General features: G+C 72.0%; 15 protein-coding genes and 1 other RNA gene. 4 read left to right on the top strand and 12 right to left on the bottom strand.

Going from position 1 to position 15,790, the window contains the following annotated elements:
• Positions 1 to 40 precede the first annotated feature (40 nt).
• Positions 41 to 523, top strand: a complete 483-nt coding sequence (locus SJY07_RS03930; RefSeq protein ID WP_380157168.1) for a MarR family winged helix-turn-helix transcriptional regulator — start codon at positions 41 to 43, stop codon at positions 521 to 523.
• Here the strand turns inward: SJY07_RS03930 and SJY07_RS03925 are convergent, their stop codons facing one another.
• From SJY07_RS03925 to SJY07_RS03895, 7 genes are all read right to left on the bottom strand, one after another.
• Positions 524 to 3,925 (bottom strand): ATP-binding protein, encoded by a 3,402-nt coding sequence (locus tag SJY07_RS03925; RefSeq protein WP_380157166.1) that lies wholly within the window; start codon positions 3,923 to 3,925, stop codon positions 524 to 526. It abuts the gene before it with no gap.
• Positions 3,922 to 4,629 carry a DUF4194 domain-containing protein gene (locus SJY07_RS03920; RefSeq protein ID WP_380157164.1) on the bottom strand — a complete coding sequence of 236 codons (708 nt, stop codon included), beginning with the start codon at positions 4,627 to 4,629 and terminating at the stop codon, positions 3,922 to 3,924. Before SJY07_RS03920 ends, SJY07_RS03925 begins: the two co-directional genes overlap by 4 nt.
• The gene (locus SJY07_RS03915; RefSeq protein WP_380157162.1) at positions 4,626 to 6,119 is read right to left on the bottom strand and encodes a DUF3375 domain-containing protein; all 1,494 of its coding nucleotides are present in this window, start codon (positions 6,117 to 6,119) and stop codon (positions 4,626 to 4,628) included. Before SJY07_RS03915 ends, SJY07_RS03920 begins: the two co-directional genes overlap by 4 nt.
• 227 nt (positions 6,120 to 6,346) lie before the next feature.
• Positions 6,347 to 6,592, bottom strand: a complete 246-nt coding sequence (locus tag SJY07_RS03910) for a hypothetical protein (protein WP_328295544.1) — start codon at positions 6,590 to 6,592, stop codon at positions 6,347 to 6,349.
• A gap of 28 nt (positions 6,593 to 6,620) precedes the next feature.
• Complete coding sequence (locus SJY07_RS03905; RefSeq protein ID WP_380157159.1) at positions 6,621 to 7,529, bottom strand: carbohydrate ABC transporter permease; 909 nt, start codon at positions 7,527 to 7,529, stop codon at positions 6,621 to 6,623.
• 1 nt (position 7,530) lies between these two features.
• Entirely contained in the window at positions 7,531 to 8,547 is a 1,017-nt protein-coding gene (locus SJY07_RS03900; protein ID WP_380157157.1) for a carbohydrate ABC transporter permease, read from the bottom strand.
• A 69-nt stretch (positions 8,548 to 8,616) separates the two neighbouring features.
• Entirely contained in the window at positions 8,617 to 9,921 is a 1,305-nt protein-coding gene (locus SJY07_RS03895) for an ABC transporter substrate-binding protein (RefSeq protein ID WP_380157155.1), read from the bottom strand.
• A 360-nt stretch (positions 9,922 to 10,281) separates the two neighbouring features.
• Between SJY07_RS03895 and SJY07_RS03890 the strand changes: the two genes are divergently transcribed.
• Positions 10,282 to 11,292: a LacI family DNA-binding transcriptional regulator gene (locus SJY07_RS03890; RefSeq protein WP_380157153.1), complete on the top strand. Its 1,011-nt coding sequence runs from the start codon at positions 10,282 to 10,284 to the stop codon at positions 11,290 to 11,292.
• Here SJY07_RS03890 and SJY07_RS03885 read toward each other — a convergent pair.
• Positions 11,282 to 12,430: an SLC13 family permease gene (locus SJY07_RS03885; RefSeq protein WP_328295549.1), complete on the bottom strand. Its 1,149-nt coding sequence runs from the start codon at positions 12,428 to 12,430 to the stop codon at positions 11,282 to 11,284. The genes SJY07_RS03890 and SJY07_RS03885 overlap by 11 nt on opposite strands.
• Position 12,431: 1 nt before the next feature.
• Complete coding sequence (locus tag SJY07_RS03880; protein WP_380157150.1) at positions 12,432 to 13,175, bottom strand: YaaA family protein; 744 nt, start codon at positions 13,173 to 13,175, stop codon at positions 12,432 to 12,434.
• A gap of 43 nt (positions 13,176 to 13,218) precedes the next feature.
• Here SJY07_RS03880 and rnpB point away from each other — a divergent pair.
• An RNA gene (rnpB, locus tag SJY07_RS03875) (RNase P RNA component class A) lies at positions 13,219 to 13,593 on the top strand.
• Between the two features lies 1 nt (position 13,594).
• On the opposite strand, the gene SJY07_RS03870 is transcribed toward rnpB, so the two are convergent.
• A complete protein-coding gene (locus SJY07_RS03870) occupies positions 13,595 to 13,858 on the bottom strand; it encodes a hypothetical protein (RefSeq protein ID WP_328295551.1) in 264 nt (87 codons plus the stop codon).
• Between the two features lie 83 nt (positions 13,859 to 13,941).
• Positions 13,942 to 14,547 (bottom strand): TetR/AcrR family transcriptional regulator, encoded by a 606-nt coding sequence (locus SJY07_RS03865; protein WP_328295552.1) that lies wholly within the window; start codon positions 14,545 to 14,547, stop codon positions 13,942 to 13,944.
• A 54-nt stretch (positions 14,548 to 14,601) separates the two neighbouring features.
• On the opposite strand from SJY07_RS03865, the gene SJY07_RS03860 reads away from it, so the two are divergent.
• The gene (locus SJY07_RS03860) at positions 14,602 to 15,030 is read left to right on the top strand and encodes an organic hydroperoxide resistance protein (RefSeq protein WP_328295553.1); all 429 of its coding nucleotides are present in this window, start codon (positions 14,602 to 14,604) and stop codon (positions 15,028 to 15,030) included.
• A gap of 50 nt (positions 15,031 to 15,080) precedes the next feature.
• On the opposite strand, the gene SJY07_RS03855 is transcribed toward SJY07_RS03860, so the two are convergent.
• Positions 15,081 to 15,689, bottom strand: a complete 609-nt coding sequence (locus SJY07_RS03855; RefSeq protein WP_380157147.1) for a DUF6083 domain-containing protein — start codon at positions 15,687 to 15,689, stop codon at positions 15,081 to 15,083.
• Positions 15,690 to 15,790 lie beyond the last annotated feature (101 nt).

The following is a 15,790-nucleotide window of genomic DNA, read 5'->3' as shown; positions in this document are numbered from 1 at the left end:
ACTGAGATGTCTACCGGTCGAGGAGTAGGATGGCAAACCGATGAGCATGTACCGGCCCCGAGACACTCCCCGCGCCCGCCGCGAGCAGGAGGTCGTCGACGACCTCCGCGACCTGGTGGGCGTCTCCGAACGCATCGCGCACGCCTTCGCCTCCCGGCACGGCCTGCACCCCACCGACCTGCAGGCCCTCATCCACGTGATGCGGCGCGAAGGCGCGGGGGACCCGTTGACCGCGGGCGAGCTCGCCGGTCTGCTGAACGTCACGACCGGCGCCGCGACCGGTGTGGTGGACCGCCTCGAACGGCACGGCCACCTGCGCCGCGACCGCGGCGACACCGACCGCCGCAAGGTGTTCCTGCGCTACGGCGAACCCGGCCAGGAACTGGCCCAGGAGTTCTTCGGGCCCCTCGGCCGGCGCTCCAGCGCGGTGATGGACCAGTTCGACGACGCCGAGCTCGACGTGGTGCACCGGTTCCTGACCGGCATGGGCCGAGCGTTCACGGAGCACCACGACGAGCTCTGATCAGCTCACCCCTGCGGCGTCGGCGTCGGCGTCGGCATCGACCAGCGTGATCGCCCTCGCGTAGCCGCCGGGGGTCTTGGTCACCTCGATGACCCGCTGCATGAGCGGTTCGATGGCCGGTACCTTGTCCAGCGGCGCCGCGATGACGAGCTGGAACCCCAGCCCGCGCCAGGCGTTCACCCCGCGGGCGGTGAACTCGCCGTCGGACTTCACGAAACCCTCGTCGAGGAAGACCGGGGCGAAGACGGGCAGGGCGTTGCGGCTCGTCCCGAGCTGGTAGCGCAAGGCGGCACCGACGATGAACGCGATGAGTTCCTGGACCTCGCCGCCGGACTTGCCGCCGAGGTGGTCGTAGATGCTCAGCGTCGCCCCGGTCTCGGCGTCGACCCGCAGCGCCCGGACCGAGGTGTGCTTGCGGACGTCGAGCAGCAGTTCGCGTTCCGAGACCGCCCCGGCGCCGCTGCGGATGCGGTCGATGAACCCGCGCAGGGCGAGGAAGCGGGCCTCGACGGCCGCGGGGTCGTCGATCCGTGTCGTGCCCGACGCCAGCTCGCGCAGTTCCCGCTGGAACACCGCGACCTCGGGGATCACCTGCGGCTGGACCTCGATGTGCAGGCGGTCCTGGTGCGGCCCGAACGGGAGGCCGGCGAGGATCTCGTTCACCGGGGCCAGCCGGTTCACGATCTCGGCGCCGGCCTGGCGCAACCTCGTCTGCAGGGTGAGCAGGTCGTCGCTGGACCAGCTGAGCACCTGGGACCGGAACTCCTCGGCCCGCGCCGCGAGTCCCTGCTTCGTCAGCTCGTCCAGGATCTCGCGGTACCCCTCGTAGGAGCCGACGCCCTGGCCCAGGTTCGGCTGCGGCCAGCGGCTCTGGAACGCCCGGAAGGCGCGCTCCAACCGGGCGGCGGCGTCCGCCTCGCGCCCGACGGCGGCGACCCGTCCCTCGGAGGTGGCCTGCTGGATCTTGGGTTGCACCCGGCGGAAGTTCTCCAGGGTGTCCTCGGTCCGGTACCGCTGGTGCAGGCCGTCCAGGTGGGCCACCTGTTCCTCGGTCACGCCGACGCCGCGCTCCTCGAGTTCGAGGAGCAGGTCGTTCACCTCGTCCTGCACGGCGACGAGGTCGCCCCAGACCTTCTCGCCGGACCTGCGCGCGACCTTCGCCGAGGCCTCGACCTGCCGGGCGAGGTCGGCCTCGGACTCCAGCCGGTCGCGTTCGGCGCCCAACACCCCGATCTGGTCGTTCGTGGCGAGCAGGGCGTCGATCTCGGCCTGGCGTCGCGCGATGGCACCCGCGGTCGCCGCCGTGTCGATTTCGGCCCAGCGGACCTCCCCGCGCCGCTGGTGGGCCTTCTCCTGGCGCAGCAGGGACTCCCGCTGCCCGGCGAGGTCCCGCTGGCGCTGCAGGTGTCCCGCGAGGCGGGCGTCGACGTCCGTGAGCTCGTCCCCGATGCGCTGCAGCAGGGCCTGGGGCGAGAACCCCAGGATCGCCCGCAGGCCGTCCTGCCCGCCGTGCGCGCCCCGGTCGCCGTTCTGCACCTGGCCGGCGCGGGTGATGCGCCGCACGCGGTCGTCGCGGAAGGCGTCCGGCCCCTCGACCGCGAGGTGCGGGAAGTCCTGGGCCAGCAGCGCGGTGAGCCACCCCCGGTAGGGAGAGTCCTCCGCGACCCGCAGCCTGGCGACGAGGGTCGCCGGGTCGAGGTCCGGCACCGGGCGGTCGGCCTCGGCGAAGCGGAACTGCACCCGCTTGCGCAGCCGGAGCTGGTCGACGCGCTCGCGGAAGGTGGAACGCAGCGAGGTCTCGACGACGAGGGTCCGGGCGAAACCCCCGAGCAGGAGTTCCGCGGCGCTGCGCCACTGCTCGTGCTCGGGGGCGACCTCGAGGAGTTCGGCGGTGAAGGGGAGGTCCTGCGGGGCGATCCCGAGCTGGTCGGCGATGGCGTTGCGGGCCGCGTCCAGGTCGTGGGGGACGAGGTCGGAGCGCTGCGAGAACCAGCGCTGCTCGGCGAAGAGCCGCTGCCGGTCGACGAGGTCCGGTGCGGCGGACTCGTCGAGGGCCCGGCTCCGCTCGTCGAGGCGCTGCAGGGTCGCGGGCAGTTCGCGCAGGAAGTCGGCGGAGGCGCGCTGCTGCGCGGTGAACCCGGCCTGGTCCCGGGGGAGCTCCCCGAGGACGCGGGTGTGCTCGGCGAACCGCCTCCAGGCGGCCTCGGTGTCGGCGTGCTCCTGCTCGGCGGCCTTCACCTGCAGCCCGAGGGTCTCCAGCGCGCCACCGCCCTGGGCCTCGAGCAGCCGTTTCGTGTCGTCGAGCTGCAGGTCCACCGCGAGACGCGCCGCGCGGGCCGCTCGCAGCGACTCGGTGGCCTCGTCGGCGACGGCCTTGGCCTGGCGCACCTCGACGTCCAGCAGGTCGCGCTCGGTGCGGGCGACCCACGCCCCGAACACGCTGTGGCGCGACGACCCGACCACGTCGAGCGCGTCGACGAGTGCGATGGCCTCGCGGGCGCCCCGGAGTTCGGCGTGCAGCCGGGGGACCTCGCCGAGGATGGTGATCTGCTCCTCGGCGGTCTTCATCGTCTCGTAGGTCGCCTCGAGGTCGGTGAAGTGGGTGATCGCGGCGTCGGCGGCCTCGAACGTGCGCGGGCGTTCCAGGACCATCGTCCGGTACAGCTGGTCGACGGAGACGACCTCGCGGCCGGCCTGGATGCGGCCCAGGAGCTTCATCGCAGCGGTGCCGTCGCCGTCGGCGCCGATGCCCAGCAGGGGGTGCATGAAGGCGGCGAACTTCGAGTAGGAGTCGTAGAACTCCAGGCCGCTGAACTGGCGGCGCAGGAGCTTGTGGTCGAAGCGGCGCTCCGCGAACGGTTCGACGAGGCGCAGGTCGAAGTCGCCGCGGAACACCGCGAGGTGGTCCTTGACGTCGCGCGGGTCCTTCGCCGACGCGGGCGCGAAGTACAGCCGCATCGTCGTGACGCTCTGACCTCCGGTGTGGCGGAACGTGAACGCGAGACCGGACCATGCGTTCGTCGCGTTCCCGCCGGCGTCGCGACCGCGCAACGTCTCGTCGCGGTTCCTGCCCGTGTCCTCGTCGAGGACCTCGTCCAGCTTCCCGCGCACGTAGGACAGCGGGTTGCGCTGGGTCGAGGAACGGGCGCGGCCCGTGGTGGCGTCGTTGCTGGCGCCGTTGAACGCGGTCGTGGTGTTCATCATGACCGCGATGTAGGCGTCCAGCGTGGTCGACTTCCCCGTGCCGGAGGCGCCGGTGATGAGGTTCGCCCGGGGGTCGAACTCGACCCGGTGGTAGCCGTCGAAACCACCCCAGTTCACCAGTTGGACGTGGGCGACGTGCCACTGCTGGTGACCGGCACCGGCCAGGGCCAGCCCCGGGATCATCGGTCCGTCGTTCACAGCGTCTCCTGCAGGGCCTCGGGCGAATCGTGGGTGGGGGTCTCGGGGCCCGTGAGCCGGGCGACGATGCGCTGGACGACGTCCACGGGTAGCAGGAGTTCCAGGATCGGGGACACCCGGTAGCGGTTCTCCGTCCCGGTGCGCAGCAGGACCTCCTGGCGCAGCAGGCTGTCGACGGCCGTCGCGGCCTGCTGCTCGTCACGGGCCCGGTTGGTGCTGCTCAACGGCCGGAAGTGGCCGACCTCGTCGACGAGTTCGGCGCGTTCGACGAACACCTGGGCCTCCCCGGAGGCCGCGCGGGAGCGGGCGAGGCGGCGCAGGCAGATCAGCAGGATCGTCTCCTCCCGCGACCACGGCTGGTCGAAGAGCAGGGTCGGGAACCGCTGGCCGTCACGGGCGGCCGCCTGCTGCTTGTAGGCGACCTGGTGGTCGGTGTCGATCACGAGGTCGAGGAAGAGGTCGTTCAGCCGGGCCCGGACCGCCCGCTGGTGCTCCAGCAGGATCCGCCAGGGTCGGGGGTGCGCCTCGGCGGAGAGGTAGCGGCGTTTCAGCAGCTGCACCAGGACCGCCCGCACCGCCTGCGGCAGGGTGCCGGTGTCGCCCGGGAAGAGACCGTCCTCGTCGAGGATGGTCTCCGACCCCTGGTCGAGCGCTTCGAGGGCCTCCGGTTCGGCGTCGGTCCACTCGTCCTCGTGCGTGCTCATGCGGGGGTCTCGATCTCCTGCTCGGGGGTGGCGAACGTCAGGTCGGGGCCGCGGAAGCGGTGCACGACGCCGTCGGGGCGGGTCGTGGTGTAGACCGTGGCGCCGGGGGAGGTGTCCGGGTCACCGCCGGCGGCGGAGACGGCCAGGTGCAGCAACCCCATCAGGTCGGCGGGACGGCGCAGGTCGTCCGGGAGCTCGTCGAACAGCTCGCCGGTGCCGGTCACCCCGTCCTCGCGCCCTCCGGTCAGGGCGGCGCGCAACCGCTCGAAGTCCGGTCCGCCCCAGCGCTTCAGCTGTTCCAACGAGGACGACGCGGCGGGGGTGTCCACGTGCTCGCGCAACGGCGGGGGGCTGGCGTCGTCGGCGGGGTCGTGCAGGCGGGTCCGCAAGGTGGTGATCGCGATCCGGGCCGCGGGCACCGGCAGGTCGAGGTCGAGGGTGGCCCGGGGCCCGGCGGTGGCGACCCACCCCGTCAGGGCGTCCGCTGCCGCGCGCAGCGCGTCGTCGAGTTCCCGGTCGCGCAGCGGGTCGTGGCGCAGGATGTGCGAACGCAACGAGGCGGACAACCGCCGACGCTGCTCCAGCACGAGTTCGATGCCCTCCGCGATGGTCTCCAGCGTCGTCCGCAACGCCGAGCGCTGCTCGGAGCTCAGGTCCGCGGCGAAGTCGTGGTCGAGGATCGAGGTGAGGTCCGAGCCCAGCGCGCGGGCCGTCGCCTCGTCCCGGACGAGTTCGACGGCACCGGCGAACGCCCGCCCGGACATCGACTCCGTCAGCATCTCCTCGGCCCGGCGCAGGTAGTCGTCGAGGACGTCACCCGAGGGGCGCGTCTCGGCGCGGAAGTCGCCCACGATCTCGCGGTGGATGCGGCGGACCTCCTCGGAGACCCGCAGGAAGTCGCCGGGCAGGGCCGAGAGCAGGTCCTCGAGGTTGAGGTACTCCCCGAGCATCTGCTCCCGGGACGCGTGCTCCACCTCGCCCCCCGCCAGCAGCCGGTCCCGTTCCAGGGTGAGGTGGCGGATCTGCTCGTCGAGGCGCTGCACGCGGACGTCGCGGTCCTGGGTGGCCTCCAGGGCGCACCGGCGCGCCACCTCGAGGATGGTCCGGATGCGCGACTCGCCCAGCAGGACACGCTGCCCGGACAGGCGGGAGACCTGCTCCATCGCGTCCTGGGTGTGCGAGGTCAGCGCGTACTCCTCCTCGCCGTCCTCGCCCGTGGGGGCCAGGGAGAGCCACTGCTCGCGGACCCAGGTCCGGACCAGCTCGCGCGAGGGGGTGTCGGGGATCTCGTGGCCGTGCAGCGCCACCTCCTCCAGCAGCCCCTGGACCTGGGCGTGGAAGCGGTCGGCGGGGATGCGGGTGCGCTGGCCGCCGAACGCGCACGTCAGGACGGCGACGACCAGCGGACCGCTGGGGCGGCGCAGGAGGTTGAGCGTCGGCCGCGCGAACGCCTGGGTGGCGCGCGCCAGGTCGTCGCGGATGTTGCTCATCGGTCCCCGATCCATGTCCTGCGGTCTGCGGTGGTGCTCGGAGAACCGTAGGGGAGAGCTCGGACGGGACGTGCCCCGCGGGGCGGGACAGGAGGGGGACCGGAGGGGACGGTGGGCCGAACGGGTGAGCGCGGCGGCTCGCCGGCGTCGGCGCAGGCGGCGCGGGAGGGCCGCGCAGGAGCGGGCGTCGACCTGGTGGACGACGGCCCACCGTCACCCGGTGGCGTTCACCGTTCGGCGCGTCCTCGCTGCGAGCGGGCGGCGCGGACGACCACGACGTCGGCCAGGAGCAGCAGGACGAGGATCCCGACGAGCTTCAGCGCCGGGGCCCCGGTGACCTCGGCGTGGATGGTCACGCCGAGGACGAGGACCGTCATCGCGACGAGGAGACCGCCGAACGTCTCCAGGTGCTGCGCGTTCCGGCGTGCGCGGACGACGTCGGTCGGGGCGCCGGGGCGGGGGGAGCGGGGCACGGCGGTCTCCTGGTCGAGTGGGGGTGTGTCAGCTCTTGACGCCGCCGGCGGTCAGGCCGGAGACGATGCGGCGCTGGAACACCAGCACCATGATGATCAGCGGGACGGTGACGATCGTCCCGGCCGCCATGACCGCGGTGTACGGCTCCTGGTGGGGCTGGGCCCCCGCGAAGCTGGCGATCGCGACGGTGACCGGTTGCACCTTGTCCCCACCCAGCTGACTGGCGAGCAGGAACTCGTTCCAGGCCGCGGTGAAGGCCAGGATCGCGGTGGTGAAGATCCCGGGGGCGGCCAGCGGCAGGATGACCTTGCGGAAGGCCTGGCCGGGGGTGCACCCGTCCATGCGCGCGGACTCCTCCAGTTCCCAGGGCATCTCGGTGAAGAACGCCGTCAGCGTGTAGACCGTCAGCGGCAGGATGAACGAGATGTCCGGGATGATGAGGGCCTGGTAGGTGTTGATCCAGCCGATGTTGGTGAACAGCTGGAACAGCGGGGTGACGAGGGCGACACCGGGGAACATCGAGGCCCCCAGGATCAGGCCCAGGACGTAGAACTTCCCGCGGAACTCCAGCCGCGCCAGGGCGTAGGCGGTGAACACGCCGACGACCAGACCCACCACGGTCGTGACGACCCCGATGACCACGCTGTTCAGCAGGGCCCGGCCGAAGTGGTTGCCGCGGGCGGTGGAGAAGGCCGTGCTGTAGTTCTCCAGGGTGACGTGCGTCGGCCACGGGGTGGTGTCGAAGGTGAAGCCGACGTCGCGGAAGCTCGTGACGATCATCCAGTAGAAGGGCAGCAGGCCCCACAGGCAGATGAGCACCACCCCGGCGTAGGTGAGGACGGCGCCCGGGACGTTGCGGCGCTGGACGACCTCCACGCCGGACGCGGTGACCTTGCCGCTGCGCCCGGTCGCGGTGCTGCGGGACGTGATCGCCATCTCAGACCGCCTTCTTCGTCTTCGGTGCCCGCTGCTCGGTGACGTTGGCGCCCAAGAACTTGATGAAGACGAACGCCACCGCGAACACGATGAGGAACGTCAGCGTCGACAACGCCGAGGCGGCGTTGAAACCCGTCCGGACCTGGTCGACGACGAGCATCGACAACGTCGAGGTGTCTCCGGCCCCGTTGGTGAGGATCTTCGGGAGGTCGTACATGCGCAGGGTGTCCAGGGTGCGGAAGAGCACCGCGACGATGAGGGCGGGACGGACCAGCGGCAGGGTGATGTAGCGGAACCGCTGCCACGCGCCCGCGCCGTCCATCTTGGAGGCCTCGTAGACGCTGCCGTCGATGACCTGCAGACCGGCGAGGATCAGCAGGGCCATGAACGGGGCCGTCTTCCAGGTGTCGGCGATGATGATGGCCGCCTTGGGCGGCCATCCCTCCCCGGTCCACAGGATGTTCGTCCCGAGGACCTTGTTGGCGATCCCGTCGTAGGCGAAGATGAAGTACCAGAGCTTGGCGGTGACCGCCGTCGGGATCGCCCACGGCACCAGGACGCTGGCGCGCAGGATGGCCCGGCCCTTGAAGTTGCGGTGCATGACGAGGGCGAAGACGAACCCGAGCACCGTCTCCAGCGAGACGGCCACGACGGTGAACAGGAACGTCACACCCGTCGCGGTCCAGAACTGCGACCCGAGGGTCCCGGGCGGGCACGAGAAGGCGCCGCTGCCGCAGTCCTGCAGGAGCCACAGCTTGTAGTTCGAGACGCCGGCGAACCCGCCCTCGACGAACATCCCGGTGGTCGGGTCGAGCCCGGCGTCCTTCGTGAACGACTGGGAGACGGCCGAGACGACCGGGTACAGGATGACGATGGCGAGCAGGATCAGGGTGGGGGCGATGAGGACGGCGGCACGCCGTCCGGAACCGTCGTGCAGGCTGGCGCGTTTCCCCGAGGGGTTCAGCGGGGGTTTGCCCTGCGCGAACTCGCCGGTGGCCACACCGGACGTGGAGCTCATGGGTCCTCCTCAGGACTCGTCCCCGGGGGCGGGACGTCGGCGTCCCGCCCCCGGTTCACGGCTTCCGGGTCACTTGCCGCCGGAGATGGCGTTCTGGAGCGAGGCCTGCATGTCCTTCAGCGCGGCGTCGGTGGTCTTGCTGCCGGACACCGCGGCGAAGGCGTTGTCCTGGATGGCCTTGGTGACGGCCGGGTAGAACGGCGTCACCGGCCGCGGCACGGCGTTCTCGATGGAGGTCTTCAGCTCGGGCAGGTACGGGAACTGCTCGACGAGCGCCGGGTCGTCGTAGAGGGAGGCGATGACCGGAGCCGCGGAACCCTTGGTCAGCCAGTCCTTCTGGATCTCCTCGGACTGCAGGAACTTGACGAACTCGAAGGCGGTCTTCTTGTGGTCGGAGTACACGCTGACGGCGGCGGCGTGACCGCCGAGGCTCGACGCGCCCGGCTTGCCGTCACCGCCGCCGGGGAGCACCGCGACGCCGAAGGTGTCCTTCACCGTCGAGGATCCGTCGGTCTTGGCCAGGCTGTAGACGTAGGGCCAGTTGCGCAGGAACAGCAGCTTGCCGTCCTCGAAGGACTGCCGGCCCTGTTCCTCCTGGTAGGTGGTGGCCTGCTTGGGGATGTTGCCGTCCTTGAAGCCCTGGACCAGGGCGTCCAGGCCCTTCTTGGCCTCGGGGGTGTCGACGGTGGCCTTCTTGCCGTCCTCGGACAGGACCGAGCCGCCGAAGGTGTTGATGGCCTCGGCGACGTTCACGGTGAGGCCCTCGTACTGGGAGTACTGCCCGGCGTAGCAGTCGATGCCGTTCTGCTTCGCGATGCTGCACATGGACATCATCTCGTCCCACGACTTCGGCGGGGTGGGGACGAGGTCCTTGCGGTAGTAGAGCAGCCCGCCGTCGGAACTGGTGGGGCCGGCGTAGAGGGTCTTGTTGTAGGTCTCGGCGGTGACGGTCGCCGGCAGCAGGCCCGAGGTGTCCAGGGCGAACTCGCCGGTGAGGGGCTGCAGCCACCCCTTGGCCGCGAACTCCGACGTCCAGATGTTGTCGACGCTGACGACGTCGTAGTCGGCGTTCTTGGCCTGGAAGTTCTGCACGAGGTCGTCGTGCTGCTGGTCGGCCTGGTCGGTCTGCTCCTTGAGCGTGACCTTCTCGTCGGGGTGCGCGGCGTTCCACTTGTCGACGGCCGGCTGGACGATGTTGCTGTTGTCCTTGCCCTGCACGTAGGTGATGGGACCGGTGGAGTTCCCGGCGGCGGCAGCGTCGCCGGACCCGCCGGAGTCGTTGCCGCCACCGCAGGCGGCGAGGACGAGGATGCTGCTCGCCGCGAGGGCGAGGGAGTGGGTGGCCTTGCGCGAAAGGCGGGACGTGCCGAACACAGCGTTCTCCTCTTCGTCGAGAGCAGGCGGGAACTCCCGCCGGGAGTGCAGCAGGGCACTCCGGCGCGTCCGGGTGCCTTCGACCGGGGTTCCACGGCGAACCCGGACCGGCTGGAGCACTACACACCCGACGGTCCCGAGCGTCAACGCGCAACCGAGCGTCACGCAAGCGGTTGCGTGCGCGAATCCGCAGGTCAGCTCTCCGCAAGCGGTTGCGTTGCACTTTGGTAACACAGGCGATTGTGGGACCCGGTCCGCGGGGCGGGAACTGGACCGGGGCGGGTTTCCGGGTGTTGCATTCCTGCCATGCCCGCGACGTCGCGTTCTCCGTCCCGACCCGGGAGCCGTTCCCAGCCCCCGGTGTCCGAGGTCCGCATGGCGGACGTCGCCGAGCGCGCGGGGGTCTCGCTGGGCACGGTGTCGCGGGCGCTGCGTGGTCTCGAAGGGGTGAGCGCGGCGACGCGCGAGCGGATCCGGGAGGTGGCGGCGGAACTCGACTACGTCGTGAACCCGGAGGCCGCCGCGCTGGCCGGGCGTTCCACCGGCAGGGTGGCCGTCGTCCTGCACGACCTGACCACCTGGTACGGCAGTTCCGTCGTCCTGGGGCTCGAACGCAGACTCCGCCCCGCCGGCCTCGACCTCCTCGTGCGCTGCGTCGACGACCCCGAGGACCGGGTCGAGTTCTTCGCCCGGATGCCGGTGCGCCGCAAGGTGGACGCCCTCGTCGTCGTCGCGATGGCGCTGACCCCGGGGGAGTTCGCCAAGCTGGACGACGCCGGGGTGGTGGCCGTCGCCGCGGGCAGCCACTCCGAGACCGTGCCGTCCGTCTCCGTCGACGACGTCCTCGCCGCGCAGCAGGCCGTCAACCACCTGCTCCAGCTCGGCCACCGGCGCATCGCGATGCTGAACACCGTCGCCGACTCCGACCGGGCCTGGCAGGCGCAGCAGGACCGCGAGGAGGGGTACCGGACGGCGATGGCGATGGCGGGGATCCCCGTGGACGAGGAACTCGTCGTCTCGTGGTCGGGGGGTTCGCGCGGCGGGGCGCAGGGCATGGACCGGCTGCTGTCCGGCCGTCGGTCCCCGACCGGGGTGTTCGCCTTCTCCGACGAGGTGGCCCTGGGGGCCATCCGCAGCCTGCGGCGCGCCGGCATCGAGGTGGCCCGGCACATGTCGGTGATCGGGATCGACGACCACCCGTTGGCCGAGCTCACGGACCTCACGACGGTGGCCCAGGACCCGGAGGCCCTCGGGTCCGCCGCGGGGCAGAAGGTCCTGGACCTGCTGCAGGGGCGCCCGGTGCGCGACACGGGGTGCTTCCCCACCCGCCTCGTCGTGCGGGGGACGACGGCGCCGCCGTTCAGCGGGTGAGCTGCAGGGCGGCAACGGCGAGCGGGACGCAGACCAGGACGCCGACCAGACCCAGCAGGGCGAAGCGCGGCAACGAGATCGTCACCCCGCGGGCCTTGCAGCGGTCCAGCCAGAGCAACGTCGCGAGCGAGGCCCAGGGGGTCACGAGCGGTCCGAGGTTCACCCCGATCAGCACGGCGACGAGCCGGTGCGCGCTGCCCGCGAGGGGTTCCACCGCGAGGTAGGCGGGGAGGTTGTCGGCCACGTTCGCGGTCAGGGCCGCCGTCCCGGCGAGCTGCAGGTGGTCCAGGAACCCCTCACCCGTCCCGGCGAGCGGTCGCAGCAGGTCCTCGAGGCCGTGGACCTGGGCCGTCTCGACGACGAGGAACAACCCGCTCACCAGGACGACCGTCCGCCAGGGGAGCAGGGAGAACCTCAGGGCGTCGCGCTTGCGGACCGCGAACACCACGGCCAGCACGACGGCGGCGACGGCGGCGGGGATCGCCGGGGTGATGCCGCTGACGAAGGCCGGTGCGAGCAGGCAGCAGACGACGGCCGCCGTCCAGAACGTCACCGGATCCCGTTCCGGCGCAGGCGGTGGTGCGCCGTAGGTCCCGCGCAGGGACCGTCGGTGCGCGAGCCCGAGGACGAGTACGGCCCCCACCAGACCGGCCAGGAACGGTGCCCAGGTGAGGGCGGTGAAACCGGCCGTCCCGGAGACCCCGAAACCCTTCATGGTGTCGAGGCCGATGAGGTTCGTGAGGTTGCTGACCGGCAGCAGCAGCGACGTCGTGTTCGCCAGCCAAACCGTCGTCACCGCGAACGGCAACGGGTTCAGCTTCAGCTGGGCGGCGAGGGCGAGGACGACCGGGGTGAGCAGGACCGCGGTGGTGTCCAGCGACAGGACGACCGTCGCGAGGGTGCCCAGGACGACGACGAGCAGCCACAGCAGCCAGGTCCGGCCACGGCCCGCGCGGGCCGCGAGCCGGGCGGCCGCGTCGAAGACCCCCGCGGCGTCGGCGAGTTCGGCCACGACCGTGACGGCCAGCAGGAAGGCGAGGACGGGGGCGGCGCGTCCGGCGACCTCGTGGAGGCCGTCACCCCCCAGCAGGCCGGTCGCGACGACGGCGACCCCGGCGAGTCCACAGATCCACCACACGTCAGCGTGCCTCCACCTCGAGGGTCCAGGAACCCCCGCGTCGTGCCGGTTCGAGCAGCTTCGCGTCGAAGGCCTCGGACACCGCGTCGTGCAGGGCGCCGGGGTTCTTCGGGGCGCGACCCCCGCGGGTGAGCAGGTGCCGGGCGAGCAGGCCGCGGGTGTGCTTGGCGGAGTGCGAGACGACCTTCCCGCCGGCGAGGACGCGGACCCCGACGGTGCGGGCGGCGGTCTCGCCCCCGGGGACCCACGCCGCCGCGTAGGCGGCGGAACGGCAGTCGACGACGACGCCCTCGGGGGCGAGCACCGCGGTGAGCCGAGGGCGCCAGAAGGAGGCCAGCGGACCGATCCCCGGCAGGCTCGAGCCCATCGAGAGCCGGTAGCCGGGGACCCGGTCCCGGGGTCGCAGGACCCCCCAGAGGGCCGAGAAGACCAGTACCTTCCGGGCCGCGGTCGCGGGCAGGGTCGAGAGGCCGAGGGCGTCGTGGAGGACACCGGTGTAGACCTGCGACACCTTCGCGGCCGGTCGGGTCCACAGCGTCGTGTTGGCGGCGACGACGTCGGCGAGGCTCGCCCCGGCGCCCAGGACCTCGGGGGCGTCGGGTCGGGCGGAGACCTCGACGAGCGCGTCGAGCACCTGCTCCCGGGCCGCGGTGAGTTCGGGGGACGACAGCGCGTCGAGACGGACGGGCGTGCCGCGTCGCGGGCCCGCCCACTTGGTCTCCGACGGGGGGAGCAGCACGAGCACGAGGCGGGAGCCTACGGGGTGATGCTCTAAGCTTCCTGACGGACGAGTCGGCCGGGCGACCGCGTCGGTCGGGGTGACCCGATCGCCGAGGAAAGTCCGGACTCCACAGGGCAGGGTGGTGGCCAACAGCCACCCGGGGTGACCCGCGGGACAGTGCCACAGAGAGCAGACCGCCTCTCCGCTCCGGCGGAGGGGTAAGGGTGAAACGGTGGTGCAAGAGACCACCAGCGTGCTGGGTGACCAGTGCGGCTAGGTAAACCCCACCCGGAGCAAGACCAGACAGACGGCGTTCGAGGGCTGCCCGCCCGAGTCGTCGGGTAGGTCGCTTGAGGCGTGCGGCAACGCACGTCCTAGAGGGATGGTCGCCGCCCGCTCCCCGGAGCGGGTACAGGATCCGGCTTACAGGCCGGCTCGTCCGCTCACACCCTGGTCCAGATCGCCGCCCAGATGCGGGCCGCGGCCAGGAAGTCCTGGAACGCCGGCGGCTGGGCGTGGACGACGAAGGTCCGCTCGCCGAGGTGCAGCGCGAGGCCCACGTCGGAGACGTCGACACCGAAGGACCGCAGTTCGGCGGCCAGGTCCGCGGGCAGGTGGGCGTGCGGGGACAGGGTCAGCAGGTCGCCCTGCACGGCCGGTTCCAACTGTCGCCACCACGACGCGAGCGCGTCACTCTGTTGCTGCACTGCAAGGTTGTCGGCCGATCCGGCGCCGGCTGCAGCGGGCGTCACCCGCCCGGACCTGCAGCGTCACCCGGTCAGCCGGACCGTCACGGTCTCTTCCGCCCGGACTGCGCCCAGTGGGTGACCAACCCCAGCACGTGCTCGAGGACGTCGCGCTGCGAGCGGTCGTCGACGCCCGCGTCGCCGACGGTCAGGGAGCGCAGCAGGAGCGAGCCCATCAGCAGCTCCGTCGCCTGCGCGGGGGTGGTGCCCTCGACGAGCTCACCCCGGGCCGCGGCGCGGTGGAAGGCGTCCTCGAGGACGGCGGCGCACCGGTCGACGTGGTCGCGGCGGAACCGTCCGGTGATGGCCGGCGACGTCGCCACCTCGTCGACGCAGCGTTGCAGGACCTGGCGGCGGCGACCCGACAGCGCGGCCGCGATGGGCGGTACGAGGAGCTCCAGGTCGCTGCGCAGCGACCCGGTGAGCGGAGGTTCCAGCCGGGCGGTGAGGCTCGCCAGGGCGTCGACGACGAGGTCGTCGGTGCTGGGCCAGCGCGCCCCCACCCCGCGGCGGTCGACCCCGGCCCGGGTCGCGACCCCGCGGGTGCTGAACCCGGCGATGCCCTTCTCGGCGAGTTCCTCGACGGCGGCGGTCAGCACCCGGGCGTCGATCTCCGGGTCGCGGGGGCGGCCTCGCCTTGCGGTCTGCACCGTGTCATCCTATTCACGTACCAGCCTGGTGCATCAAAGCGAAGGAGTTCCGCGATGGCGACCATGTACGAAGCGACCGCGACCGCGTGGGGCGGCCGCGACGGCCGGGTCAGTTCCTCCGACGACCGCCTCGACGTCAGCCTCTCCATCCCCAAGGGCATGGGCGGCGACGACGGCCCCGGCACGAACCCCGAGCAGATGTTCGCCGCCGGGTACGCGGCGTGCTTCCACAGTGCGCTCAAGGGCATCGCCCGCATGCGCAAGGTGGACGTCTCGGAGTCGGCCGTCTCGGTCACCGTCGGGGTGACCGGTGGCATGGCCGAGGGCATCGACCTCGCCGTCAAGATCGAGGCGCAGCTGCCCGGTCTCGAGGAGTCCGTCGCGCGCGACCTCCTCGACGCCGCGCACCAGACCTGCCCCTACAGCCGTGCGACCCGTGGCAACGTCGTGCAGGAACTCGTCCTCGTCACCGACGAGGACTGACCCTCCACCCCGCGCCGTGATCCCGCTGGGTCTCCCCGCGGGATCACGGGTCAGTGGTCGGGGGGAGGCGGGGTGCGGTGGGCGTTCCACATCCGCGCCAGCCGGGGGTTCGCGGGTGCGGGGTTCGCGGGGCAGACCACCGCGTGCCGCACCCGTGCGCCGACCTGGTCCTCGTCGTCCTCGTCGTCCTCGTCGTACCCGTCGTCCGCCCTGTCCCGGTCGAGTTCGGCGACCGTGACGGCCCGGTCCGCGACCACCCGCCAGCGTTCGTCGGCGGGGACGCTGACCGCGAGCACCGACTCCTTGGCCAGCTCGACGTCGGCACCCGCCCGGTCGCGGTAGTGGTGCACGAGGTGCCCGCAGTGCTCGCACTCCTCCTCGGTGTACGGACGGTCCGCGGCGATCCTCGCCATCCGCTGGACGAGGGCGAAGACGGCACCCGACTGCTGACCCAGCGTCGGCGGCAGGCCACGGGGTTCCTCGATCACCGGAGCCTTCGTCGCCGGCGCGTTCGCCCCCGCGAAACGCTCCCGGCAGGCCGCGCAGACCGCCACCTGCACCCCCAGTCGTTCCTGGGTGCGGACGTCGGCGTCCGGTTCCCGGGAACCGCAGAACGCGCAGCTGACCGGGTTCTCCTCCGGGAGGGTGTGCAGGTCCACGGGGCAAGCATGCCTGCTCCTGGAGTCGTTGGCGCACACGGCTGATTCCTTCGTCCGACCGGGGATCGCGGTCGCTGCAGCGGTGGTCCCTCGCGACCGAG

Source organism: Kineococcus sp. R86509, assembly GCF_042466365.1.
Lineage (GTDB): Bacteria > Actinomycetota > Actinomycetes > Actinomycetales > Kineococcaceae > Kineococcus.
Note: the sequence above shows the minus strand (reverse complement) of the source record. Positions and strands in the feature narration are given on the sequence as shown.